At 71.1% G+C, this 24,308-nt stretch carries 23 protein-coding genes; 12 read left to right on the top strand and 11 right to left on the bottom strand.

Annotated elements, in window-relative coordinates:
• The first annotated feature begins 44 nt into the window (after nt 1–44).
• Complete coding sequence (locus JOF36_RS02515) at nt 45–932, top strand: SMP-30/gluconolactonase/LRE family protein (protein ID WP_210024822.1); 888 nt, start codon at nt 45–47, stop codon at nt 930–932.
• The gene (locus JOF36_RS02510) at nt 929–2,491 is read left to right on the top strand and encodes a class I adenylate-forming enzyme family protein (RefSeq protein WP_210024821.1); all 1,563 of its coding nucleotides are present in this window, start codon (nt 929–931) and stop codon (nt 2,489–2,491) included. The genes JOF36_RS02515 and JOF36_RS02510 overlap by 4 nt, the downstream gene beginning before the upstream one ends.
• 46 nt (nt 2,492–2,537) lie before the next feature.
• Here the strand turns inward: JOF36_RS02510 and JOF36_RS02505 are convergent, their stop codons facing one another.
• From JOF36_RS02505 to JOF36_RS02455, 11 genes are read right to left on the bottom strand one after another with little or no spacing between them, the layout of a single operon-like run.
• Nucleotides 2,538–3,554 (bottom strand): ABC transporter ATP-binding protein, encoded by a 1,017-nt coding sequence (locus JOF36_RS02505; RefSeq protein ID WP_210024820.1) that lies wholly within the window; start codon nt 3,552–3,554, stop codon nt 2,538–2,540.
• Between the two features lie 11 nt (nt 3,555–3,565).
• Nucleotides 3,566–4,192 (bottom strand): hypothetical protein, encoded by a 627-nt coding sequence (locus JOF36_RS02500; protein WP_210024819.1) that lies wholly within the window; start codon nt 4,190–4,192, stop codon nt 3,566–3,568.
• A complete protein-coding gene (locus JOF36_RS02495) occupies nt 4,189–4,737 on the bottom strand; it encodes an Rv1363c family protein (RefSeq protein ID WP_210024818.1) in 549 nt (182 codons plus the stop codon). The genes JOF36_RS02500 and JOF36_RS02495 overlap by 4 nt, the downstream gene beginning before the upstream one ends.
• A complete protein-coding gene (locus JOF36_RS02490; RefSeq protein ID WP_210024817.1) occupies nt 4,734–6,143 on the bottom strand; it encodes an MCE family protein in 1,410 nt (469 codons plus the stop codon). The genes JOF36_RS02495 and JOF36_RS02490 overlap by 4 nt, the downstream gene beginning before the upstream one ends.
• The gene (locus tag JOF36_RS02485; protein ID WP_210024816.1) at nt 6,140–7,396 is read right to left on the bottom strand and encodes an MCE family protein; all 1,257 of its coding nucleotides are present in this window, start codon (nt 7,394–7,396) and stop codon (nt 6,140–6,142) included. Before JOF36_RS02485 ends, JOF36_RS02490 begins: the two co-directional genes overlap by 4 nt.
• Nucleotides 7,393–8,616, bottom strand: coding sequence for an MCE family protein (locus JOF36_RS02480; protein WP_210024815.1), 1,224 nt, complete (start codon nt 8,614–8,616; stop codon nt 7,393–7,395). The genes JOF36_RS02485 and JOF36_RS02480 overlap by 4 nt, the downstream gene beginning before the upstream one ends.
• Entirely contained in the window at nt 8,616–9,629 is a 1,014-nt protein-coding gene (locus JOF36_RS02475) for an MCE family protein (RefSeq protein ID WP_210024814.1), read from the bottom strand. The genes JOF36_RS02480 and JOF36_RS02475 overlap by 1 nt, the downstream gene beginning before the upstream one ends.
• Entirely contained in the window at nt 9,626–10,657 is a 1,032-nt protein-coding gene (locus tag JOF36_RS02470; RefSeq protein ID WP_210024813.1) for an MCE family protein, read from the bottom strand. The genes JOF36_RS02475 and JOF36_RS02470 overlap by 4 nt, the downstream gene beginning before the upstream one ends.
• Complete coding sequence (locus JOF36_RS02465; RefSeq protein WP_210024812.1) at nt 10,654–11,838, bottom strand: MCE family protein; 1,185 nt, start codon at nt 11,836–11,838, stop codon at nt 10,654–10,656. The genes JOF36_RS02470 and JOF36_RS02465 overlap by 4 nt, the downstream gene beginning before the upstream one ends.
• Nucleotides 11,839–11,841: 3 nt before the next feature.
• Nucleotides 11,842–12,687 carry an MlaE family ABC transporter permease gene (locus JOF36_RS02460; protein WP_210024811.1) on the bottom strand — a complete coding sequence of 282 codons (846 nt, stop codon included), beginning with the start codon at nt 12,685–12,687 and terminating at the stop codon, nt 11,842–11,844.
• 8 nt (nt 12,688–12,695) lie between these two features.
• Nucleotides 12,696–13,463: an MlaE family ABC transporter permease gene (locus tag JOF36_RS02455; RefSeq protein ID WP_210024810.1), complete on the bottom strand. Its 768-nt coding sequence runs from the start codon at nt 13,461–13,463 to the stop codon at nt 12,696–12,698.
• Nucleotides 13,464–13,586: 123 nt separating this feature from the next.
• Between JOF36_RS02455 and JOF36_RS02450 the strand changes: the two genes are divergently transcribed.
• The 10 genes from JOF36_RS02450 to JOF36_RS02405 all read left to right on the top strand — a co-directional run bounded on the left by JOF36_RS02450 (nt 13,587) and on the right by JOF36_RS02405 (nt 24,308).
• Complete coding sequence (locus tag JOF36_RS02450) at nt 13,587–14,792, top strand: thiolase family protein (RefSeq protein ID WP_245350628.1); 1,206 nt, start codon at nt 13,587–13,589, stop codon at nt 14,790–14,792.
• Nucleotides 14,793–14,837: 45 nt separating this feature from the next.
• Entirely contained in the window at nt 14,838–15,728 is an 891-nt protein-coding gene (locus JOF36_RS02445) for an enoyl-CoA hydratase (RefSeq protein ID WP_210024809.1), read from the top strand.
• A 46-nt stretch (nt 15,729–15,774) separates the two neighbouring features.
• A complete protein-coding gene (locus JOF36_RS02440; RefSeq protein ID WP_210024808.1) occupies nt 15,775–16,566 on the top strand; it encodes an enoyl-CoA hydratase/isomerase family protein in 792 nt (263 codons plus the stop codon).
• 28 nt (nt 16,567–16,594) lie between these two features.
• Complete coding sequence (locus JOF36_RS02435) at nt 16,595–17,356, top strand: SDR family NAD(P)-dependent oxidoreductase (protein ID WP_210024807.1); 762 nt, start codon at nt 16,595–16,597, stop codon at nt 17,354–17,356.
• A gap of 63 nt (nt 17,357–17,419) precedes the next feature.
• Nucleotides 17,420–18,010 (top strand): TetR/AcrR family transcriptional regulator, encoded by a 591-nt coding sequence (locus JOF36_RS40665; protein ID WP_210024806.1) that lies wholly within the window; start codon nt 17,420–17,422, stop codon nt 18,008–18,010.
• Between the two features lie 252 nt (nt 18,011–18,262).
• Nucleotides 18,263–20,296 (top strand): hydantoinase/oxoprolinase family protein, encoded by a 2,034-nt coding sequence (locus JOF36_RS02425; protein ID WP_210024805.1) that lies wholly within the window; start codon nt 18,263–18,265, stop codon nt 20,294–20,296.
• On the top strand, nt 20,296–22,152 hold the full coding sequence (locus JOF36_RS02420) for a hydantoinase B/oxoprolinase family protein (RefSeq protein ID WP_210024804.1): 1,857 nt from the start codon (nt 20,296–20,298) through the stop codon (nt 22,150–22,152). Before JOF36_RS02425 ends, JOF36_RS02420 begins: the two co-directional genes overlap by 1 nt.
• Nucleotide 22,153: 1 nt before the next feature.
• Nucleotides 22,154–22,357, top strand: a complete 204-nt coding sequence (locus JOF36_RS02415; RefSeq protein ID WP_210024803.1) for a hypothetical protein — start codon at nt 22,154–22,156, stop codon at nt 22,355–22,357.
• The gene (locus tag JOF36_RS02410) at nt 22,354–23,967 is read left to right on the top strand and encodes an AMP-binding protein (RefSeq protein ID WP_210024802.1); all 1,614 of its coding nucleotides are present in this window, start codon (nt 22,354–22,356) and stop codon (nt 23,965–23,967) included. The genes JOF36_RS02415 and JOF36_RS02410 overlap by 4 nt, the downstream gene beginning before the upstream one ends.
• The gene (locus tag JOF36_RS02405) at nt 23,964–24,308 is read left to right on the top strand and encodes a hypothetical protein (RefSeq protein ID WP_210024801.1); all 345 of its coding nucleotides are present in this window, start codon (nt 23,964–23,966) and stop codon (nt 24,306–24,308) included. The genes JOF36_RS02410 and JOF36_RS02405 overlap by 4 nt, the downstream gene beginning before the upstream one ends.

The following is a 24,308-nucleotide window of genomic DNA, read 5'->3' as shown; positions in this document are numbered from 1 at the left end:
TTCGATCCGGACCGCACACCACCGATCTCAACGGGGAGATGTACATGAGCAGGAAGTTCGACACGGTGCTCGACGGCGGCGACTACTTCGAGGGTGTCCGCTGGCACGACGACCGCTGGTATGCGTCCGACGCCCTGCGCGGGATCGTCTTCGCGGTCGACGAGGCCGGCGTGCGGGAGGACCTGATGCAGGTGGAGGCCCTGTGCTCGGGGCTCGGGTTCATGCCGGACGGGTCTCTGGTCGTGGTCTCGATGAAGGACAGGCTGCTGCTGCGCCGTCATCTCGACGGAACCGTGAGCACCCATGCCGACCTGTCCGCCGTCTCTCCGCACTGGATCAACGACATGATCGTCGATGCGCAGGGGCGCAGCTGGGTGGGCACGATCGGGTTCGCCATCGCCGAGGGCGCCGATCCCACGCCGGGTGAGCTGTTCCGGGTCGATCCGGACGGGAGCGTCACGGTTGCGGCACGGGACCTGTGGTGCCCGAACGGTGTGGTCGTCACCGGCGACGGCGCGACCCTCATCGTCGCCGAGTCCTTCGCCGGCCGGCTGACCGCGTTCACCATCGGTGCGGACGGGACGCTGAGCGAGCGTCGGGTGCTCGCCGCCTTCGGGCCGACCCCCGAACCCGCCGGGGCGCAGGAGATGCTCGGTGCGGTCGAGGTGGCGCCGGACGGTCTGGCGATCGACTCGCAGGATCACGTGTGGGTCTCCGACGCCGCGAACCAGCGCTTCGTGCGGGTCTCGCCGGCCGGTGAGATCGTCGACGAGATCGAGCACCCGGACGGGACCAACGTCTACAGCTGCGCGCTCGGCGGGGCCGACGGCCACCGGTTCCTGATGGCCGCGGCCGACGGCTTCTTCGAGGCGATCCAGGGCGTGCAGGGCACGGCCCAGCTGACGGCGACGTCGGTGGAGGTGCCGGTGTGACCGGCGGAGCCCGCCCGGTGAACCCGGCGGAGGTGCTCCGCCGCAACGCCGAGGAATGCGGTGACGACGTCGCGCTGATCTGTGGGGACACCCGGCAGACCCACCGCGAGCTCCACGAGCGTGCCCGGAAGCTGGTCCACGTCCTGCGCCGGGCCGGGATCGAGCAGGGCGAGCGGGTCGCGCTGCTGGTGGACAACGGACCCGCGTCCCTGGAACTGCTCGCCGGGGTCACCCTCGGTGGGTTCGTCCGCTGTCCGCTCTACACCCACGATCTCGCCGAGCGACACCGCTACCTGCTCGATCTGACCGAGTCGGCGGCGCTGATCATCGAGGCGAAGTACTACCCCGCACTGGAACCCGCCCTGCGGGAGTCGGCGACCGTGCGGACCGTCATCGTCATGGGTGAACAGCCCGGGGTGCCCGGTTACGAGCGGTTGATGACCGAGGCACCCGCCGACCCGGTGGAGATCGATCTCGACCCGGAGGCGCCCTACCAGATCCGGTTCTCGGCCGGCACCACCGGATTTCCGAAGGGGATCCTGCACTCGCTACGCGGTTGGATGGCCGTCGGTGCGGAGACGCTCGCCGGGATCGAGCCCGCGCTGAACCACGAAGACCGCTATCTCGCGGCGGGTCCGCTGAGCCACGCCGCCGGTGTCCCGGTCTGGCCGGTACTCACCGCGGGCGGCGCGATCGTGGTGATGCCGTCGTTCGACGTGGGCGAGTTCGTCGAGCTGGTGGAACGCGAACGGGTCACGCTGTCGGTGCTCGTCGCGACCATGGTGCAGATGATCACCCGGCATCCCGATGTCGGTTCCAGGGACCTGTCCAGCCTGCGCCTGGTGCTCTACGGCGCCTCGCCGATCCCGGAGTCGGTGCTGGTCGACGCGCTCGAGCTGTGGGGCAACATCATGCATCAGAGCTACGGGCAGAGCGAGGCGATCCCGGTCGCGGCGTTGCTGCCCGAGCACCACATCGTGGACGGGACTCCCGCACAGCGCCGGTGGCTGCGTTCCGCCGGCAGGGCCACCCCGAGCTCGGGGATCCGGATCGTCGACGACGCCGACCGGGAGCTGCCGGCCGGCGAGATCGGGGAGATCACCGTGCACTCGCCGGGGCGGATGGTCGAGATCTGGCGCGATCCCGAGGCCACCGCGGCACGGATCACCCCGGACGGGTGGGTCCGCACCCGGGACATGGGCTGGTTGGACGAGGACGGGTTCCTCTACCTCGCCGACCGCAAGGAAGACATGATCATCTCCGGTGGCTTCAATATCTGGCCCGCGGAGCTGGAGAACGCGCTGACCGCGCACCCGGGTGTCCGCGAGGCGGCGGTGGTCGGCATCCCGCACCCGAAGTGGGGCGAGACCCCCTACGCGGAGATCGTGCGCGACGAGCGCCACGACGATGAGGTCTCGGAGGCCGAGCTCATCGACTGGACGCGGCAGCGACTCGGCTCGGTCAAGAAGGTGACCAGCGTGCGATTCGTCGACGAGCTGCCCAGGACGCCGGTCGGCAAGGTGCTCCGGCGTGTGGTCCGCGAGCGGGCCACGACCTGACGGGATCGGGAACAGGCCGAGGCCACCACCTGACACCCTGCCGGGGTCAGCGCGACCCGACTCGCGGGATCACCTGCGTCGCGAGGTCGGGTCCCGTCGCGTCGTGCGCGTGCGACTCCCTGATCGCTTGCTGGGCAGCGGGCGAGAGGGTGTGCAGCATCCGTTCGACCCGGTCCCGGCGACGGGCGACGGCGCTGCGCTCGCCGAGGCCCGTACTCGTCCCCAGCTGCGGCTTCATCGGTGGCCGCCCCTCGAGTGCGCCGGCCTCGGCCATCTCCCGCTCCGCCTGGGCCGAGTCCTTCTCCTCGCTCATCCCGATCGGACCCTCGCGGCGGCCGTTGAGGAACTGCGCGACGACCGGCTCGTCGGAGGTCAGCAGCTGCTCGCGCGGGCCGAACATCGCCAGGTGCTTGCGATAGAGCAGGCCGATGTTGTCCGGCACCGTCTGCGCGGTGTTGATGTCATGGGTGACGATCAGGAACGTCGCATCGGTCCGGGCGTTCAGATCGATGATCAGCTGATTGAGGTAAGCGGTACGGACCGGGTCCAGACCGGAGTCGGGCTCGTCGAAGAGGACGATCTCGGGATCGAGCACCAGCGCGCGGGCGAGCCCCGCGCGCTTGCGCATACCGCCGGAGATCTCCCCGGGCAGTTTGCCCTCGTCACCGGTGAGGCCGACCATGTCCATCTTGTCGGCGACGATGTCGCGGATCCGTGTCTCGGACTTCTTCGTGTGCTCGCGCAGCGGGAAGGCGATGTTGTCGTAGAGGTTCATCGACCCGAACAGCGCGCCGTCCTGGAACAGGACTCCGAACAACTTCCGGATCTCGTACAGCTCCGTCTCGCTGCACCGCACCAGATCCGTTCCATTGATCACGATCGATCCCTGTTCGGGCTTCAGCAGTCCGATCAACGTTTTCAGGAACACCGACTTGCCGGTCCCCGACGGCCCCAGCAACACCGACACCTCACCCGGAGGCAGCGTCAGCGTCACGTCCGACCAGATGTTGGCCTTCCCGAAGGACTTCGTCAGCCCCTCGACCTGGACCTCGACCCCTGTCATCGTCCTCCTCCTCAGACCGGCGTGATGCCGGCGACGAGCCAGCGGGAGTCGACGTTGTTCATCGTCACCTCGACCCGGCTACCGGCCACTCGTGGCGCACCGTCCTCGGCGGCACGCGTCGTCTGGTTGACGAACAGCAACGCGACGACCCGGTCACCCCGGCTCTCCTCCGGCACGAGGGCCGACCCGACGACCTGCGCCTCGGTGGTCACCTGCTGCTCCGCGGTCGCCGGGGCGACGACCTGGGAGATCAACACGCCGTAGTCCGCCCGGAACTCCGGGGTCAGCTCGCCGCCCACCCGCTCGACGACGCCGTCCACGCTCTGCGGGTCGTAGCTGAGCAGCGCCGTCGTGGTCCGTGCGGCCGCGTCCACCGCGTCGGTACGAGCCGACCGGCTCGCGGCGTCGACGAGTGCGAGCGTCCAGAACCCACCCGCGAGCACTGCGCAGACGGTCACCGCGACCGTGAGCCCGGCCAGCACCTGCCGGGGCCGGTGCTCGAACCGGCGCCGGACCAGCCGGATCGGTGCGGTACCCGCCCCACGGATCCGTTCGGCCACCGTCCGGCTACCCGTACCGGTGGGTTCCTGCTGCGCGGTGCCGGTCGTGTCCACCGATTCTCCGTTCCGTTCCGTCATGCGACGAAGTCCACCTTCGACGCCAGCCAGCGCCCGTCGACGTGTTCCAGCGAGATCCCGAGGCGGTAGTCCCGGGGCTCGCCCTGCTCCGCGGCCGAGTTGCGCACCGTGGAGTGCACGGCCACGAGGACGTGCGCGGTGCCGTCCCGTTCGAAGTCGAGGCCCGCCGTGACGACCTCCCCGGTGGTGTCGACCCGGGCCCGCTGCACGATGTCCACGAACGCCTGCCGCCGCTCCACGAACTCGTCGTGGAACTCGCCGGTCGAGTTCGCGAGGAGCCGCTGCAGGTCCGCCTCGGCGGTGGCCGCCTTCATCGAGGTGAGCTCGAGCGCGACCTGCCGGGCCGCGGCCACGGCCTCGTTCCCGGCCCGGTCGGCGGTCGACGACCCGACCGCCGTGATCCCGCCGGCGACGGCTGCCACCAGCGCGATCCCCAGGGCGAGGGTGAGGGCCAGGGCCGCACGGCGGTGCCGCCGATCGGCTCCCTGCGGTGGGGTGGTCGCGACCGGGCCGGAGTGTTCGGTGTCGTCCGGGACCTCGGTCACCGGTCGATCGTCCACAGCAGGAGGCTCTGCCATGTCCTTCCCTTCATCGAGGTGTGCGGGTTCGCCACGTCGGCGAGGTAGAACGGGGTCCCGTCCGGTCCGACCACCCGGCCGGTGACCGGGTCGTAGGGGACCGCGCTGACCTGCTCCGGGTCGTCGCCGTGCGCATCGCCGCCGAGCAGGTCCCCGGCCGGTGATCCCGGCGGGAACGGGGGGTTGCCGGGTGCGGTGACCGGCGAGCCGCCGCCGCGGCAGTCCTCCGGTGACGCGGCCCGCCGGCCGGGGAACTCCGCGCAGGGGGTGTTGCGTGCGCCGCGAACGCCGGTCGGGTCGTCCGCGGGCAGCCGGCAGTACGCGTCGATGGGTTCCGCGGGCGAGGTGTCCGCGGGATCGCGCCACCGGTCGGCCGGGACGAACCCCTCCACGCAGTGCGGCGGGGCGTTCACCGCCAGGTCCAGATCGACGTTCAGCCTGGCCTCGTCCCCGTTGGCCAGCGACGCGGACTGGCCGAGCGAGGCCACAAGCGGGTAGACGACGAGGAGCTGGCGCAGGTTCGGGTTGTAGACCTCGAGGACCTCGCCGACGCTGGTGAGGTTGCCGAGCAGGACCGGCACGGTCGGCCGGATGTCGGTGAGCAGGCCGACGACCTCCTCGGTGTACGCCGGCGTCGCCGCGAGCAGGCCACGGATGTCGCCGTCGGAGGCGCGCAGCCGGTCGGTGACCACCGCCAGGTCCCGGCTGAGGGAGCGCAGCTCCGGATCGATCTCCGTCTGGGTGTCGAGGAGCGGACCCAGCTGGTCGAGCAGCCGTGCCGTCGGCTCGAAGTCGCGGGCCGCGGCGTCGACCAGCGTCCGGCCACCGTCGATGATCTCCTGCAACGGCTGCCCGGTGCCCCGGAAGGCGTCGTACGTCTCGTCGACGACCGTCCGCAGGTCCTCCTCGGGGAGCGCCTCGACCAGGGAGTTCACCTGGTCGAGAACCGGACCGATCTGCAGCGGCACGGTCGTGCGGTCCATCGGGATGACCGCTCCCGGTTCGAGGCGGCTGCCGTCGGCCGGGCCCGCTGTGAGGTCCACGTACTGCTCGCCGACCGCGGACATGCTGCGGGCCTCGGCCCGCACGGTGGCCGGGATGTCGATGCCGGAGTCGAGCTGCATGTCGACCCGCACCCCGCGCCCGTCGCCGAGGGCGACCCCGGTGACCTGACCGATCGGCCGCCCTCGGTAGGTCACCTCCGCCCGTTCGTAGAGCCGGGCGGCGTCGGTGAACTCCGCGGTGACCTGGTACTTGCCGACTCCCAGCAGAGCCGGGACCCGCAGATAGACCGACCCGAGTACCACGGCGCCGATCAGGGCGGTGATCACCAGGACGGTGAGCTGGATGCGGATGAACCGGGTGAGGATCACGAGCCACCTCCGAGGAGCCCACCGAGGAACCCGCCGTCGCGCGCCGGCTCCGGGGCAGGTTCTCGGGCCGGTTCCGGTGATGCCGGGGCCGCCGGCGCGGGCTCCGGGGCCGGATCCCCGGGCTGCGCGCCCGGCAGGACCTGGGGCAGCGGGTCGGCCGCGTCCCCGGCTGCACCGTCGGCGACCTCGCCGAGCAGCTCACCGGTGACGCTCGGCGGTCCCGCCGCCGGGGTCCCCGAGAGCAGTCCCGCATCCAGCTTCTCGAGCCGCAGGTCGAGCGTGAGGTTGAGGTTGCAGTAGTCGCCGCGGCAGGCGTTGGGCGCGGTCGCCGCGGGGAACGGGAAGGTGAGCGCCAGGCCCAGCACATCTACCAGCGACCGGTCCGCATCGGCGAGCGACCGGAGTACCGGCTCGAGGTTGCGCAGGTTGCCGACGAGGTCCTGGCGGGTGTCCGCGACCACCGCACGCCCGGTGACACCGAGGTCGCGCAGGCGCGCCAGCGCGTTCGTGAGGTCGGTCCGCTCCCGTTCGAGCACCTCGAGTGCCGGAGGGAGCTGGTCGAGCGCGCCGGCGAGCACCTGGTTCTGCTCGGCCAGCGTCCCGGACAGGCGGTCCAGGCCGTCGAGGGCCCGCACGATGTCGTCACGCTGGGCGTCGAGCCCGCCGACGAACTCGTCCAGCCGGGGCAGCAGGCGTCCGACCGCACCGTCGTGTCCGCCGAGTGCCCGTTGCAGCTCTCTCGTCGTGGTCTCCAGCTGGTTGAGCCCGCTCCCGTTGAGCACGGTCGAGGTCGCGGCCAGGACCTGTTCGGTCGTCGGATACGCGCGGGTCCGCTCGAGCGGGACCAGGCCGCCCTCCTCGAGCCGCCCGCTCGTGGACCGCTCCGGAGGGGCGGCCATCTCCAGATGGGTCGCCCCCAGCAACGAGTTCTGGCCGACCGCGGCGACCGCGTCGGCGGGGAGCTCCACGTCGCCGCGCAGGCTGACCGTGGCGACCGCGTGCCAGTTCCGGACGCTCAGCGCGGTGACCGTGCCGACCGGCACGTCCCCGATCTTGACCTGCGCGTTGGGCTTCAGCGTCCCGACGTCGGGCAGCTCCACCTCGACGCGGAACGAGCCGGGCCCGGTGCCGATCGCGCCCGGCAACGGCAGGCTCCCGACACCGTCGAACCGGCATCCCGTCAGCACCGTCAGCATGGAGACGACGAGCACGGTCACCGAGATCCGCCTGCGACGTCCGAGTGGCCGGATCATGGGGTCCCCTCTCCGGGAGCGACCTGCTCGGCCAGTCCACCCGGGCCGGTGAGCGGCGGCAGGATGTCGGCCCGCCTGTCCGGTGCCTCGATCGGTGTCCCGGGCCCCGGATCGGTCCCCTGCCGGGTCAGCGGGTTCACCGAGACCGGCGGATAGTTCATCGTCAGCACGTTCAGCAGCGGTCCGAGCTGCTCCGCGCACACGCGGGCCGCATCGTCGGGTGGAAGCGCCCCGGCCGCGGCGATCCCCGAGCAGACGAACAGGGCCGGGTTGGCGAAGTTGCCGACGGCCACCTGTCCGTGCACCGAGGCGGTGCCCGGCTGGTAGGCGTTGTAGAGGTTGACCAGCGGGGTCGGCGCGGCATGCAGCACCTTCGCGAGCCGATCCTGGTTCTCGACCAGGAGCCCGGAGAGGTCGTCCAGTTCGCGCACGGAGGTCCCGAGCCGCTCGCGGTGTTCCTCGACGAAACCGTGCACGACCTCGAAGGTTTCCCGCAGGTCCACGACCGCCCGGCCGAGCTGCTGCTCGTTCTCGGCCAGCACCCCCGACACGGACGCCAGCCGCTGCCCGAACTCGACGATCTGCCGGTCGCTCGTCGACAGCGCCTCGGTGAACACCTGCAGGTTGCGCACGGTCGCGAACAGGTCGTCGCTCCCGCCGGCGAGGGTCGTCATCGCCCGGGACAGCTCGGTGATCGTCTCGTTGATCGCCGCCCCCTGACCGCCGAGGGTCTCGGCGCCGACGCCGAGGGCACGGGCCAGCGACCCCTGCGGGTCCCCGGCCTGCGGACCCAGCTCGGTGGACAGCCGGCTGAGCTGTTCCTTGATCTCGTCCCACTCGACCGGGACCGCCGTGCGTTCGATCGGGATCTCCGCGTCGTCCGGCAGTACCGGCCCTCCGGTGTACCGCGGGGCGAGCTGCAGGTAACGGCTGGTGACCAGCGACGGCGCCACGATCGCGGCCTTCGCGTCGGCCGGGACCGGCTGGTCGGCGTCGTAGCTGAACTCCACCCGGATCGCGGGGCCGTCCGGGGTGATCCGGTCGACCACGCCGACCGGCACCCCGAGGATGCGGACCTCGTCGCCCTCGTAGAGCCCGGTGCTGTTCTCGAAGAACGCGGTCGCCGACCGCTGGCCCGTGGTCGACAGCGCGGTGATCACCCCGATCACCAGCAGCACGGCGACGCCGGCTGCCAGCAGCGCGATGGAGCGTCTGTTCATCAGTTGCCTCCGGACGGCGCGAGGGGCGGAGCGAGCCCCGGCAGGTGGTCCGCCAGCGGGATGAGGTTGCCCGGCACCAGGTTCTGGACGTAGGAGTTGAAGAACGGGCCGTTCGAGACGGCCTCGCCGAGCCCGGTCGCGTAGATCCCGGCGCCCTCCAGGATCTGCTCGATGTTGTCCCGGTTGTCCTCCAGCACGGCGATCACCGCGTTCAGCCGGTCCAGGGCGGGGCCGATCTGGTGCTCGTTGTCGCGGACCAGGCCCTGGAGCTCCCGGGACAGTGCCGAGGCGTTGCGGAGCAGGTCCCCGATCGCCTGCCGGCGCGACTCGAGCTCACCGAGGAGCAGGTTCCCGTCGCCGAGCAGCAGGCGCAGCTGCCCCGACCGTTCGGCAAGCACCGCGCTGACGCCCTTGGCGTTCGTCAACAGGTCCCGCAGGTCCTGGTCGCGGGAGGCCACGGTGTGCGACAGCCGGTTGACGCCGTCCACCGCCGCCCGCAGCTCGGGTGCCCGGCCGTGCAGGGTGTCGGAGATCGTGTCGAGTGCCTCGGCGAGCCGCGGGGTGTCGATCGCCTCGGACGTCTCGGTCAGGGTCTCCAGCGCCGCGGGGAGGTCGTAGGGCGCCGAGGTCCGGGATCGCGGGATCGGATCGCCGCCCAGCTCCCCACCGCCGGTCGGGGCGAGCTTCAGGTACTTCTGCCCGAGGATGGTCGCCACCCCGACCGAGGCCCTGGTCTCCGCCCCGAGCTGCGCGTCGTCGTCGGTCACCCGGAAGTCGACCCGGACGTCGGGACCGTCGAGCTCGACGGCGGTGACGCGGCCGATGTCGAAGCCACCGACCCGCACCGGGTCCCCGGACTTGAGGCCACCGGCCTCGGCGAACAACGCGCTGTGCCCGGCTCCGGCCAGGGCGAGGAGCCGGTCGGTGTTCAGCGCGAGGCCCAGGACCACGAGTACGAGTGCCAGTCCGGCCGCGCCGATCGACACCGGGTTCAGTTCGCGAAAACGGATCATGGCAGCCGGCACCTCGGGGTGTTCTGGTTCGACCCGATGGTCGGTGAGTCGATCGGTCTGCCGTCCGGTCCGGTCACCTTCACCTGGATGCTGCACAGATAGAAGTTGAAGAACGATCCGTACGACCCGACCCGGGTCAGGCTCTGGTAGGCCACGGGGATCTGGGCGAGTACCGCATCGAGCGAGTCCTGGTTCTCGTCGAGCACCGTCGCGGTGCGTCCGAGCTGCTCGATCGTGCCCCGGAGCGGGGGTCTGGCCTCGGCCAGCAAGCCACTCAGGTCGCCGGCCAGCCCGTCGACCTCGGTGATCGCCGACCCGATGGTGCTCCGCTCGCCGGCCAGGCCGGACACCAGCCGCTGGAGCCGGTCGATCGTGGTCGAGAACTCGCGGTCGCGTGCGTCGACCGTGCCGAGCACGGTGTTGAGGTTGCCGACCACCCGTCCGATCACCTCGTCGCGGTCGGCGAGCGTCCCGGTCAGCGAGGCGGTGTGCCCGAGGAGCGACTCGACCGTTCCGGCCCGGCCCTGCAGGGTGCCGACGATGTTCTCGGCGAGCGCGTTGACCTGCTCCGGGCGTAGCCCCTGGAACAGTGGCTTGAACCCGTTGAGCAGGACGTCGAGATCGAGCGCCGGAACGGTGCGATCGGGCCCGATGACGGCGTTCGCGTCCTGCGGGGCGGAGACGCCGGGCACGTCGCTGAGCTCGACGAAGCGGTCACCGACCAGGTTCTCGTAGCGGACGAGCAGCGTGCTGGTGCGCAGCAGCGGCTGGTCGGCATCGACGTCGATGCGGACCCGGACCAGGTTCTCCGCCGTCATCGACAGCTCGTCGACCTGCCCCACCCGCACCCCGGCGACCCGCACGAGGTCTCCGGCGCGCAGGCCGCTGACATCGGTGAAGTCCGCCGTGTAGGTGGTGGAGGTCGTTCCGAGGGTGTACCGGCCGAGGGTCAGCCACAGCAGTCCGCCCATCAGCGCACCCACCACGAGGAAGACGATCACCTTGACGGCGTCGGCGCGGACGCTCACGAGTCACCTCCGGAGGGCTCGGTGGTCAGCAGCGGTCCGAACAGGAGCTCGGCGACCGGAGGACGGCCCGGCCGGACCTCTCCGGTGTGCGGATCGAGCCCGGTGTCGGTCCGGATCTGCGGTGTCGGTCGCTCGGTCTCGTCCACGAAGGGCAGACCGTGGCAGGCGGGCGGGTTGGCCGCGCCGATCTTCGGCAGGTTCCGCGGGTTCTCGTACGGCGGCTGGCCGAGCGTGATCGTGGAGTTCAGCCGGATCTCCGGTGACGCCCCGCCGATCCCCGGCTCGAGTGCCTGGCGGGTCCGGTCCAGACCGGTGATGAAGCAGGTGAGGCCGGGCTCGTACTCGTGCAGGAGATCCGTGGTCGGTCGCAGCACGTCGAGCGCGGTGACCAGGCCCTCGTGGTTCTCGCGGAGCACGTCGTCACCGGTCCGGGCGAGCAGGGTGACACCGGCCAGGAACGCGTCGAGCTGGTCGGCCTGGTCGACCACGGTGCGCCCGGTGACGGTGAGGTTGTCGAGGACGCGCAGCAGGTCGGGGGCGACGTCGGCGTAGAGCTGGGACACGTCGGCCAGGGCCTCGAGGTCACGCTGGAGCACCGGCAGTTTCGGGCTCAGATCGGTGAGATACCCGTCCGTGACGGCGGCCAGCGCCGCGATCGAGTCGCCGCGCCCGTCCAGCGCCCGCGCCAGCTCGCCGAGGGTGGCGTTCACCTTCGCCGGATCGATCGAGTCCAGCAGCCGGGACAGGTTCGCGAAGACGTCGTTCAGCTCGACGGTCACCGCCGAGTTGTGCAGGACCGCGCCCTCGGTGATCCGGCCCGGGCCCGGCTCGGGCGGCTCGACGAGACTGACGTACTTGGTGCCGAACGCGGTCGTCGGGACGATCTCGGCGATGACGTCGGCCGGTATGCGACCGATCTGGTCGGGGTCCAGGCCGAGGGTCAGCACCGCGCCCTGCGGGGTCGGTTCGATCGCGGTGACCCGGCCGACCTCGACCCCCCGCAACCGCACGTTGTTGCCGGTGTCCATGACGAGGCCGACGCGGCCGGCCTGGAGGCTGACCGTGACGGTGCTGCGGAAGCTCTGGGTGTAGAGCGCCCAGGCGAGCGCGAACACCATCCCGAGCACCACGAGGAAGACGACGCCGACGAGACGGACCTTGGACGGGCTCGGTTCGGTCACCGTTCAGCCCGCCAGGTTGAAGGTGTCGAAGTTGGCGTACAGAGCCATCGCCACCAGCAGGTTGACCAGCATCACCGCGGACATCGACGTCCGCACCGAACGGCCGACGCATTCGCCCACCCCGGCGGGCCCACCGGAGGCGTGGAAGCCGTAGTAGGTGTGCACCAGCATCACCACCACGACCATCGCGACCACCTGGATGTAGGCGAACACGATGTCGAGCGGGGTCAGGTACAGGAAGAAGTAGTGGCTGAAGTTCCCGGCCCCGGTGTCGTAGAAGAACACCAGGATCAAGTAGTCGGCGAGGAAGCCCGCCAGCGACGCGAAGATGTAGAGCGGGGTGATCACCACCAGCCCGGCGACGACCCGGGTCGTCACGAGGTAGCGCATCGGTGGCACGGACATCACCTCGAGTGCGTCGATCTCCTCGGAGATCCGCATCGCGCCGATCTGGGACGTGGTCGCCGCACCGATGGTCACGGCCAGTGCCACACCGGCCAGCAGCGGCGTCGAGAGCCGGGCGGTGAAGTAGGCCGCCAGCAGCGGGCTCAGCGAACCGACGCCGATGCTGTTGGACGACTCGAACCCCTGGGCCGCGGCGACCGCGCCGGCGAAGAAGGTGATCGAGCCGACGATCACGGCCGAGCCGCCGATCAGCGCGAGCGCTCCGGCGCCCATCCCCAGCTCCGCGACCAGCCGGATGATCTCCCTCCGGTACCGGCGGACCGTGGCCGGGACCAGGCCGAGCACCCGGCCGTAGAACAGGCCCTGGCGGCCCAGCACGTCGATGGTCCGCACCGGGGCCATGATGATCTCTCGGACCGCGTCCGCGGCACCGCGTTGCGACATCAGACCCCCTACAGGACCGCGAACTGGACGAGCGTGATGGTGAGGCTGACCGGGACCAGGACCGTGATCGTGATGACCACGGCCTGGTTGACGGCGTCGCCGACGCCCTTCGAACCTCCGGAGACGGTCAGCCCCCGGTAGCAGGCGATGAGAGCGGCGATGACGCTGAAGACCAGGGCCTTGATCTGGCTGACGATCAGCTCGGGGATCCCGGTGAACAGCGGGATGCTGTCCAGGAACGCGCCCGGTGTGGCGCCCTGCAGGTAGACCGAGAAGAAGTAGCCGCCGACCAGCCCGCCGGCGCAGATGATCACGTTGAGGACCTGGCCGACGACGACCATCGCCAGGACGCGCGGGACGACGAGCCGCTGGACCGGGTCGATCCCGAGGACCTCCATCGCCGCGATCTCCTCGCGGACCGTCCGGGCGCCGAGATCCGCGCAGATCGCGGTACCGCCCGCCCCGGCGATCACCACCACGGTGACGAACGGCCCGATCTGCTGGATCGCGGCGATACCGGCGATACCACCCGACAGGTCGAGGGCGCCGAGGTCGGTGAGCAGCAGGTTCACCTGGAAGATCACGAGCAGCATGAACCCGAGCATCACCAGCACGGTCGGCACGAGTGAGACCCGCACGACGAACCACGCCTGCAACACCGCCTCGCGCCACTGGAAGGGGCGCCGGAATGCGGCCTGCACGGCGTCCAGCGCCATCGCGAAGAACCCGCCCAGGGGCACGAGCGGCTTCAGAGCTGGTGGTGTCTCTGCTGACATCGCGACCTCCTTGTCTGACTAGTCGGTAAACTCAACGAAGGCTGGGCGCGGAGGTTACGGTGAAGGCCTGCAGAGCGAGATGCTGGTAGGAAACTGACCTATCTAGTAAGTTAAGCTTCGTTCATGGATCAGGGAAGCAGGGTGGTGGGCATGCGTGACGTCGTGGTCGGTGGAGTCGGAATGACCACGTTCGGCCGGATGCCGGACCGCTCGATCGCCTCGCTCGTCAGCGAGGCGACGGACGAGGCACTCGCCGACGCGGGCACCCCCGCCGCCGACGCCGGGATCGTCTACTTCGGCAACGTCCTGTCCGGCCTGCTGCAGGGACAGGAGTCGGTGCGCGGGCAGCACGCCGTGCGCGGGACCGGGCTGGCCGGGATCCCGCTGATCAACGTGGAGAACGCCTGCGCGTCCGGCTCGACGGCGCTGCACCAGGCCTGGCTGTCGGTCGCGTCCGGGCAGGTCGACGTCGCGATCGCGATCGGTGCCGAGAAGCTCGCCATCGCGGACCGGGCGCGCGCGCTGGCCGCGCTCACCTCGGCCCTCGACCAGGAACGCCTGGAGGAGATCCGTCGCGAGCTCGGTACCGGCGGCGACGGGTCGGTGTTCATGGACATCTACGCGCGGTTCGCCCGCTGGTACCTGGACCGCACCGATGCGACCCCCGAGGACTTCGCCCGGGTGGTGGTGAAGAACGCCCGGCACGGACTGGCCAACCCGCGGGCGCAGTACGGCGCCGAGCTCTCGGTCTCCGAGGTGCTGGCCGCCCGACGGATCAGCGACCCGCTCACGCTGCCGATGTGTGCGCCGATGAGCGACGGGGCGGCGGCGGTCGTCGTCACGACCCCGGAGCTGGCCCGCCGCAGGGGGGCCGACCCGGTGCGGCTGCTCGCGGTCGGTATCGGAGCGGGCCGGGCCGGTGACTACGGCGAGCTGGTCCCCGCGGTGGCGGCGCGCGTCTACGAGCAGGCCGGGATCGGTCCCGGCGACGTCGACGTGGTCGAGTGTCACGACGCGGCGGCCCCCGCCGAGCTGATCGGGCTGGAGGAGCTCGGACTCTGCGCGGCGGGCGAGGCCCCCGCGCTGCTCCGCGCGGGGGAGACCGCCCTCGGCGGGCGGCTACCGGTCAACCCGAGCGGTGGGTTGCTGTCCCGGGGGCACCCGCTGGGCGCCACCGGCCTGGCCCAGGTGGCCGAGCTCGCGGACCAGCTGCGCGGCCGGGCCGGCGCCCGGCAGGTACCGGGGGCCCGGATCGGGCTCGCGGAGAACGCCGGTGGGTATCTGGGCCCGGAGGCCGCGGTCGCCTCGGTCACGATCCTCGCGAGCTGATACCGGCGCCCGATGGGCGTGACGTCGACGACGACAGGAGCTGTGATGAGCACCGACGACTGGACGAGGGTCCGTTACGAGCGACCGGCCCCGGGTGTGGCCCGGGTGGCCCTCGCGCGTCCCGAGAAGCGGAACGCGCAGGACCGGGCGATGCTGCACGAGATCGACGCCGCCTATCAGAAGGCGGTGCTGGACCCCGAGGTCAAGGTCATCGTGCTGAGCGCCGACGGCCCGGACTTCTCCTCGGGGCACGACCTGGACGTCGAGAGCGCCTACTCGATGGAGGGTGTCTGCCCCCGGACCCTGACCGGCGGCTTCGAGGGTCCGGGAGCCGAGGGCTGGTACGCGGTCGAGGAGGAGCTGTTCCTCGGGCTCTGCCTGCGCTGGCGAGACCTGCCTCGTCCGTTGATCGCCCAGGTGCACGGCAGGGTGGTCGGCGGCGGGCTGGAGCTCATCTGGCCCTGTGACCTCATCGTCGCCGGAGACGACGCCGTGTTCCTGGACCCGAGCAGCGCGTTCGGGTCGGCGGCGGCCGAGTACTTCGTGCATCCGTGGGAGCTGGGGGCGCGCCGGGCCAAGGAGATGCTGTTCACCGGCGAGGCGATCGACGCCTTCGACGCGCAGGCGCTGGGAATGGTCAACCGGGTCGTCCCGCGGGCCGATCTCGAGGCGGAGACGATGGCGCTCGCCGAGCGGATCGCGAGCCGTCCGGCATTCGGGGTGCGCCTCGCCAAGCGCGCGGTCAACCGCGCCCTGGACCGGCAGGGCCTGCGGTCCACCGTGGAGTCCACCTTCGACCTGCACCAGCTCGCCCACTCCCACCACCGTGAGCAGCACGGGGAGCTGATCGATCCGGCCGGGCCGGCGCTGGTCCGCGCCGACGGCCGCAGCGGGCGGGTCCGCCCACCCGGTGCCTCGCGTCGCCGGGACGGCTGAGCCGACCGCGCCCGACCCGCACACCACTTCGAGAACGGGGGGCCGCGTGCCCGCATCCACAAACCATGTCGTCCAGTGCACCGTCCGGGGCAGCGCGGCATGGCTCACGCTCGACCGACCGGACGTCCACAACGCGTTGTCGCTCGAGCTGCTCGACGAGCTCGCCGCCGGCCTGGACCGGGCCGAGCGGGACCCGGCGGTGCGGTCGGTGGTCATCGCGGCACGAGGGCCGTCGTTCTGCGCCGGGGCGGATCTCGCGATGGCGCGTGCCCTGCACGGGGAGAGCGACCTGCCCCGGTTCCTGCACCGGGCCGCCGAGGTGTTCGACGCCCTCGTCGAGAGCCCTCGGCCGGTGATCGCCGCGGTGCAGGGCGGCGTGATCGCCGGTGGCCTGGAACTGGTACTAGCCTGCGACCTCGTCGTGGCCACCGAGGACGCCACCTTCGCCGACGGACACGCCCGCTACGGGATGTTCCCGGCGGCAGGCGGTACCACCCGGTTGCCGCGCCGCATCGGGGCGAACCGGGCCAAGCAGCTGCTGTTCACCGCGCAGCGGTGGGACGCCGAGCGGATGCGCGAGGCCGGTCTGGTGACCGAGGTCGTCCCGGCCGGGGAGCTGGAGCGGGCGGTCGAGGCGCTCACCGAGCGCATCGGGCGGCACAGCCCGACCGGGATCGCCGGGATGAAACGACTGGTCGACACCGGAGCCGGGACCTCGCCGGACCGGGCGGCCGCGCAGGAGATGGCCGCCTGCGAGGCGTACGCCTCGACCGACGACTTCGCCGAGGGACTGGCCGCCTTCGCACAGGGCCGGGAACCCCGCTTCACCGGCCGGTGACGGTCCGCGGACGAGAGAGGAGCCACACGTGAAGATCGAGGGCAAGGTCGCGCTGGTCGCCGGCGGCGGATCCGGTCTGGGCCGGGCGACCTGCATGGACCTCGCATCCGCCGGGGCACGGGTCGGTGTCCTGGACGCGGACCCGATAGCGGCCCGGGAGGTGGCGAGCTCCCTGCCGGAGGGGTTCGGCATACAGGTCGACGTGACCGACGCGGACGCCGTCGGGCACGCCGTCGACGAGGTCCTCGACGCGTTCGGCGGGCTGCACATCGCGGTGACCACCGCCGGGGTCGTGTCCGGGGCACGCATCGTCTCCCGCGGCAGGCCCGCTCGGCAGGCGGACTTCGAGCGGGTGGTCGCGATCAACCTGTTCGGCACCTTCAATGTCATGCGGACCGCGGCCGCGGTCATGGTGGGCAACGAGCCGATCGACGGCGAACGCGGCGTGATCGTGAACACCGCCTCGGGCGCCGCGTTCGAGGGACAGAGCGGGCAGGCCGCGTACAGCGCCAGCAAGGCCGGGGTGATCGCGCTCGCCATGCCGGTGGCGCGTGATCTGGCCGGTACCGGTGTCCGGGTGAACACTGTCGCGCCCGGACTGTTCGAGACGCCGATGGCGGCCGGACTGCCCGAGTCGACCCGGCTCGCCCTGGAGGCCGTGATGATCGAGCCTGCCCGGCTGGGCAGGCCGGAGGAGTTCGCGTTGCTCGTCCGGCAGATGGTGGAGAATCCATATCTCAACGCGGAGTGCGTCCGGCTCGACGCCGCCATCCGGATGCCCCCCCGCTGACCGGCCTCCGGTCGGCACGGGGTGTCGGCACACGCGAACGACCGGGAGAGAGGTGACGGCGCCGTGGCACGGCAGCGTGCAACCAGCGTGCAGGAACTCGTCGACGCGGCAGCCCGAGCCTTCGAGCGCAAGGGCTTCGTCGAGACGACGATCACCGACATCGCGACCGAGGCGGGTGTCAGCAAACCGACCGTCTACCAGTACGTGACCTCGAAGCGGTGGCTGCTGGAGACGATCGTGGAGCAGATCATCTACCCGCTCCGGCACGGCATCGAGGAGATCGTCCGCAGCGATCGGGACGAGCGCTCGAAGCTGAACGACTACGTGCTGCTGCACGTCAACTCGGCGATCCGCTACCAGACCTACTACGCGGTCCTGACCGCCGACCAGCACCAACTCTCCGAACAGGCCCGGCGCAACTACCGGTCGTGGGCACGGGACGTCAACCGTGCTGCCGCCGACCTGCTCGACGACTGCGTCCGGGCGGGGGTCGTACGGGCCGACCTCGACGTGGGCGTCGCGGTGAACCTGATCAACGGGATGCTGCTGTCGGTCTCCCGCTGGTACCGGCCCAACGGCCGGTTGAGCCCGGAGGACCTGGCCGAGCACGTGTTCGGCCTCCTCAGTGGTTACGTGCTGCCGCCGGCCGACTGACCGGCAGGCCGGACCACCGGCGCACGACCTCGCACGACGGCCGCGAACGTTGACCGCTCCGTGCGGGCGCGATACTTTACCTCCCAGTCAGTAAAGGTTAGATTCCACTGATCCACCAGGGTCGTCCAACGAAGGAGCGATCACGATGAACCGAGCTGTCCGGTGGCGGGACGACACGTCCGCCGCGATCCGACCCTGGTCTGCCGGCGACCGCCGCGTCGTCCAGTTCCCGTACGAGCACGAGGAGGCCGAATGACCATGCGAATCGGGATCGACACCGGCGGGACCTTCACCGACCTCGTCGTCGCCGACGGCGACCGGGTACGCGTCGTCACCAAGTCACTGACCACATACGACGATCTGGCCCGCGGCCTGCTCAACGCGATCGAGAAGGCCGAGCTGGGGCCCGCCGAGATCGACCGGATCGTGCACGGCACCACCGTCGCCCTGAACGCCATCCTGACCCGGCGCGGTGCGACGGTCGGCCTGGTCACCACCCAGGGGTTCCGGGACCTGTTGGACATGGGCCGGGGATGGCGTTCCCCGGAGGCCATCGACGACCCCCGCTGGCGGCGTCCGCACGAGCTGCGCCCGCTCATCCCGAGGCACCTGCGCCGGACGGTCGCCGAGCGGATGACCGCCGAGGGCGAGGTGCTGGTCCCGCTCGACGAGTCCGGCCTGCTGGAGGAGGTGGCGTCGCTCCGGGAGCAGGGCTGCCTCAGCATCGCCGTCTGCTTCCTGCACGCCTACAAGTACCCGGCGCACGAGCAGCGTGCCGCGGAACTGATCCGCGAGCGGTTCCCGGACGTCGCGGTGAGTATCTCGTCGGACATCGCCCCGTTCCCGCGGGAGTACAACCGGCTCTCCACCTGCGTCCTCAACGCCTATGCCCAGCCGTTGATGGCGTCCTACACCCGCTCCGTGGAGAAGCGCCTGGCCGACGGCGGGCACGGCGCACCGCTGATGTTCATGACCAACAGCGGCGGCCTGCACACCCCGGAGACCACCGCCGACCGGCCGGTCACGACGTTGAACAGCGGCCCGGTCGGCGGGGTGATGGGCGTCCAGTCGTACGCGCGCCTGCTCGATCTGCCCAACCTGGTCGGCCTCGACATGGGCGGGACGAGCACCGACGTCGCCGTCGTGGCGGACGGGCGGGCGGCGACCGCGCGCGAGCTGGAGCTCGAGCACGACATCGTGGTCAGCATGCCCGTGCTGGAGATCCACAGCATCGGGGCCGGCGGCGGCAGCATCATCTCCGTCGACCCGGCCGGCGGGTTGCACGTCGGTCCGCAGAGCGCGCGCAGCGACCCCGGGCCTGCCTGCTACGGGCGTGGTGGCACGGCGCCGACGGTGACCGACGCCGCGCTGCTGCTGGGCTGGCTCAACCCGGAGACCGCGCTCGGCGGGGAGATCCACCCGGATCTCGGCGCCGCCGAACGCGTCTTCGCCGATCTCGGCGAGCGGCTCGGTGCCCGGGCCGGGGAGGTCGCGACCACCGCGATGGAGGTCGCGGTGAACAGCATGGCCGAGGCGATCCGGCACCTCACCGTGTACCGCGGGGTGGACCCACGGGAGTTCGGCCTGCTCGCCTACGGGGCCGCCGGCCCGCTCGCCGCCACGCAGGTGGCCAGGGTGCTGCAGATTCCGAAGGTGGTGATCCCGGCGCTGGCCGGGGTGTTCTCGGCCTTCGGTCTCCTCGAGGGATCCCACGTGCACGAGGAGGTTGTGCCGATGATGAGCGTCGGCACCCCGGACACCGTCGTCGCCGCGTTCGACACCCTGCGCGAGACGGCGGTGACCGCGGTCGAGCGGTTCGGCAGGCCCGCCGACGAGGTCGACGTCGAGTTCATCGTCGACGCGATGTACATGGGCCAGCGCTGGGAGCTGCCGACCAGGGTCGACCCGACCCACGCCGACCCGGTCGCGCACCTGACCGAGGAGTTCGGCGCAACTCATACCCGCCAGTTCGGTTACGCGTTGCCCGCACCGATCCAGATCGCCAGCCTGCGGGTGCGGGTCCTCGCCGCCGACACCCCGGCGCCCCGGCCGGCGCCACTGCCGCAGCGGCCGGAGGCGCATCCCGTCGGCCTGCGCGAGGTCGTGCTGGGCGGGCAACGGATCCCGGTCGAGATCTACCGGTCCACGGAGCTGGCCCCCGGCCAGGTCGTTCGCGGTCCGGCCGTGCTGGAGGCGCCGAGCTCGACCTGCGTCCTGGTCGCGGGTGACGTGGCCCGGGTGGACGACCGAGGCGACATCGTGGTGGGCCTGGAGGGGAGCGTCTGATGAGCACGACCACAACCGACCGTTCCGTGCCCTATGCCGAGGAGATCGAGCAGCGGTACGGGCTGGACCTGACGACCGCCGAGGTGCTCCGGCACGCCCTGCGGTTCGTCGCGCTGCAAATGCAGCTGAAGATCAACACCGCCGCGCTGAGCCCGCTGCTCAACGAGACCAACGACTTCGGGATCGGTCTGCTCGCACCGCATGCCCCGGACCGCGACCTGGACTTCGACGCGGTCGCGATGGCGACCTCCGCGCCGGCCCACTACGTGATCAACCAGTTCTACGCGCGAATGGCGATCGAACGGTGGGGAGCCGACCGCTTCCGGCCCGGCGACGTCCTGATCTACAACGACCCGTACCAGGGCGGCAGCCACGTCAACGACGTCGGCGCGCTCATGCCGATCTTCCACGGGGATCGGCTGATGGGCTTCGCGGTCAGCATCACCCACTGGCTCGACATCGGTGGCCCGGTGCCCGGTGGGCTGGGCGCCGGACTGCAGCGCGACATGTACGCGGAGGGGATCAAGCTCTCCCCGCGGCTGCTCTACCGGGGCGGTGAGCTCGTCCAGGAGACGATGGAGCTGTTCACCGAGCAGACCCGGATCCCGGACCTGTCGCTGAACGACCTGCAGGTGGTCCGTTCCGCTCTGCAGCTGGGCGTCGACATGGCCGAGCGGTACATCGAACGCTACGGCGCCGAGACCTACATCGCGGCGAGCCAGTACACGCTGGACTATTCCGAGCGGGCGGTCCGCCGTGCCCTGATGGAGATCCCCGACGGCGTCTACGAGGCCGAGGACCACCTCGACAACGACGCCGACGGCAACCCCATGCTGCTGCGCTGCACGGTGCGCAAGCACGCCGACCGGATCGAGGTCGACTACTCCGGAAGCTGTCGCGAGGAGTGGTTCGGATACGCCTCGCAGTGGTCGGACACGGTCTCGGCGGCACATCTCGGGGTGGGTGCCATCCTGGAGTCCATCGGGATCAGCCCGAACGCGGGCGGCTTCCGGCCGATCCACGTCGTCGTGCCGCCGGGTAGCTGCCTGCACGCGCTGCCGCCGATGTCCACCAACGCCGGCCACACGATGCTGTTCACCAAGGCGCTGAACCTGGTCAAGCTGGCGGTGTCGCAGGCCGCCGAGTCCCTCGCGGTCGGGGAGAACTACGACGACGTCGGTGTGCTCGGCTTCGCCGGGATGGACACCCGGGGCCCGGCGCCGGCGCCGTTCGTCGCGATGCGGGTCTACTCCGGACCCTACGGCGGGTCCGCACGGTCGGACGGTTGCTCGTTCACCCTGGTCGAGGGCGGGAACTGCGTGGAGCCCTCGCTTGAGCTGGACGAGATCTCCTACCCGGTGCTGATGCTGGCCAAGGAGTTCGTGGCGGACACCGCGGGGGCGGGGCGCCATCGCGGCGGACCGGCCACCCGGGCGGTGCTCGTGCCGCGCACGGATGTCGAGTCGATCTTCCAGTTGGACCAGTGCCGGTTCCCGACCAAGGGCGTCTTCGGCGGCCACCCGGGCAGCCGTGCGTCGATCACGGTGCACCGCAAGGCGCTCGACGACTGGATCGCCGGGAACGAGCTGGGCTCCGGAGAGGTGGTCGCCGGGTTCGCCGATCCCGGGACCGGGCAGCCGGTGGCGCCGGACACCGAGGATGCCCGGTTCATGCTGAGCAAGCGCGCCGGTGTCCCGTTCGGCACCGGTGACGTGGTGGTGTTCCAGACCGCGGGCGGGGGCGGGCACGGCGACCCGGCGGAGCGGGACGCCGTGGACGTCCGGCAGGACCTGCGGGACGGCATCTACAGCAGCGAGCAGGCCGCCCGCGGCGGCGCGACCGGCAAGGGAGTGTGACGTGCTGTTTCCCCAACCGACCGAGATGACGATCACCGAACCGGTGGATCCGGTGGGCGGTACGTGCGGTGAGTGCGGGGCCGGGACGCTGGCCCGGTACCGGCTCGTGGACTACCGGGGCTGGCTCCGGGTGGTCAAGTGCCGGTCGTGCCTGGCCGTGACCTCCAGCGAGCGCATCATCGCGCCCCCGCAGGGGATGTCGTGAGCTGGACGCCGCCCGCCGACCTCACCTTCGAACCACCGCTCGGCCTCGGGCCCGACGATCGGGTGTTCAGCAAGGTGGTCGAGCGGTGGGCCGCGACGGCCCCGGACCGGATCTGCCTGGTGCAGGACGACGGCGTGACGCTCGGATACGGGCAGCTCGACCAGCGGGCGGGCGCGATCGCGGCCGGCCTGCACGAGATGGGCATCCGGCCCGGTGACCGGGTCGCGACGCTGGTCGCGAACGACCTGCGGGTGCTCTACCTGGGGGTCGCGCTCTCCAAGCTCGGTGCGATCGAGGTCCCGATCAACCCGGCCCTGGTCGGGGCGAGCATGCGGCACGTACTGGCCGACGCCGACCCGCGACTCTCGATCGTCGCACCGGGATTCCACGAGCAGCTGGTCGCGGCGCTCCCGGACGGGTCCGCGGGCCGGATCGTCGAGATCGCCCCCGAGGGTGCCGCCGAGCAGGTCACCGGCCGGTTGCCGAGCGTGGACGAGATGCTCGACGGCGGCGGACGGGACTTCCCGACGGTCGACGGGGTCCGTCCCAGCACCCCGTCCTCGATCATGTACACGTCGGGGACGACCGGCCTGCCCAAGGGTGCGCTGCTCCCGAACCTGCACAGCTACCGGATCGCCGAGCGGACCGCCGCCGCCCTGCGGCTCACCGGGGACGACACGATGATCAGCATCCTGCCGCTGTTCCACGGCGGCGGGCGCTACATGAACGCCGGGGCCTGCATCCTGGCCGGCGCCCGGTGCGGGCTGGTCCGCCGGTTCAGCGGCGCCGCCTTCTTCGACCAGGCGCGCGCATTCGGTGCCACGGCCATGCACGGCGTCGTCTCGGTCGGCCACTTCCTGCTCGCCCAGGAGCCCACACCGGGCGACCGTGACCACTCGATCACCCGTGGGATCCTCGCCCCCCGGCCGGACTCCGTGGGCATCGCGATGCGCGAGCGGTTCGGGATCGAGGTCTTCCAGGGCTACGCGAGCACCGAGGGCAACATCTCGGTGCTCAATCTGGACGGCCCGGCGGAGGCGTGCGGCCGGGCGTACCCGCCGTACCGGGTGCGGATCGTGGACGAGGAGGACCGGCCGCTGCCCGCCGGGGAGACCGGCGAGATCGTGGTCTCCTCCGACGAACCGTGGTCCACGTTCAGCGGTTACTGGAACCAGCCGGAGACCTCGCTCGAGGTCATGCGCAACTTCGGCCTGCACACCGGCGACGCCGGCTACCTCGACGAGGACGGCTACCTCTGGTACGTCGACCGGATCAAGGACATGATCCGCAGGCGTGGGGAGAACGTCGCAGCCCAGACGGTCGAGGAAGCCGTCCACCGCGCCCCGGGCGTGGTGGAGGTGGCGGCGTATCCGGTGCCGTCCGAGCACGGTGAGGAGGAGATCGCCGTGGCGGTCGTGGTGAAGCCCGACTCCGGTCTCACCCCCGAACGGATCGTCGACACCTGCCGGGCCGAGCTGCCGCGCTTCGCGGTGCCCCGGTACGTGCGGCTGGTCGACGCCCTTCCGATGACCGAGACCGGAAAGATCCAGAAGTTCAGGTTGAAGCAGGAGGGCGTCGGCGACGCCCACGACTTCCCGGAGTGCCGATGAGGTTCCTGGTCAGGCAGCGCCTGCCGGAGGGCGGCGAGGTCATGCAGGACCACGTCCTGCCGATGGCAGGCGTGGTCGCCGGATCGATGGAGGATCCGCCGCGCGGTCCTGTCGTGTGGCTGGGCGGGTGCGGCAACATCGAGACCAGCGAGTACTACATGCTGTTCGACGCGCCCGACCAGGAGACGATTGACGAGTGCGTGCAGGTGCTGCCGGGCCTGATCGCGTGCGAACGGGTGATGTCGGTGGACCGCAAGACCATCGGCTACCGGCTGTTGCAGAGCATGGCCGCCACGTATGACGGCCCCCGAGACCCGGCCGGCGACACGACAGCGGGGTAG

Origin of the sequence: Pseudonocardia parietis (assembly GCF_017876315.1) — a bacterium.
Lineage (GTDB): Bacteria > Actinomycetota > Actinomycetes > Mycobacteriales > Pseudonocardiaceae > Pseudonocardia > Pseudonocardia parietis.
The sequence above is the reverse complement of the archived record's forward strand: the minus strand, read 5'-3'. Positions and strand labels throughout refer to the sequence as shown.

Coding starts and splice junctions, on each gene's coding strand:
- JOF36_RS02515 (WP_210024822.1), top strand. CDS start 45: ATGAGCAGGAAGTTCGACACGGTGCTCGACGGCGGCGACTACTTCGAG.
- JOF36_RS02480 (WP_210024815.1), bottom strand. CDS start 8,616: ATGAACAGACGCTCCATCGCGCTGCTGGCAGCCGGCGTCGCCGTGCTG.
- JOF36_RS02505 (WP_210024820.1), bottom strand. CDS start 3,554: ATGACAGGGGTCGAGGTCCAGGTCGAGGGGCTGACGAAGTCCTTCGGG.
- JOF36_RS02455 (WP_210024810.1), bottom strand. CDS start 13,463: ATGTCAGCAGAGACACCACCAGCTCTGAAGCCGCTCGTGCCCCTGGGC.
- JOF36_RS02420 (WP_210024804.1), top strand. CDS start 20,296: ATGAGCACGACCACAACCGACCGTTCCGTGCCCTATGCCGAGGAGATC.
- JOF36_RS02445 (WP_210024809.1), top strand. CDS start 14,838: ATGAGCACCGACGACTGGACGAGGGTCCGTTACGAGCGACCGGCCCCG.
- JOF36_RS02460 (WP_210024811.1), bottom strand. CDS start 12,687: ATGTCGCAACGCGGTGCCGCGGACGCGGTCCGAGAGATCATCATGGCC.
- JOF36_RS02405 (WP_210024801.1), top strand. CDS start 23,964: ATGAGGTTCCTGGTCAGGCAGCGCCTGCCGGAGGGCGGCGAGGTCATG.
- JOF36_RS02485 (WP_210024816.1), bottom strand. CDS start 7,396: ATGATCCGGCCACTCGGACGTCGCAGGCGGATCTCGGTGACCGTGCTC.
- JOF36_RS02500 (WP_210024819.1), bottom strand. CDS start 4,192: ATGACGGAACGGAACGGAGAATCGGTGGACACGACCGGCACCGCGCAG.
- JOF36_RS02475 (WP_210024814.1), bottom strand. CDS start 9,629: ATGATCCGTTTTCGCGAACTGAACCCGGTGTCGATCGGCGCGGCCGGA.
- JOF36_RS02450 (WP_245350628.1), top strand. CDS start 13,587: ATGGATCAGGGAAGCAGGGTGGTGGGCATGCGTGACGTCGTGGTCGGT.
- JOF36_RS02425 (WP_210024805.1), top strand. CDS start 18,263: ATGACCATGCGAATCGGGATCGACACCGGCGGGACCTTCACCGACCTC.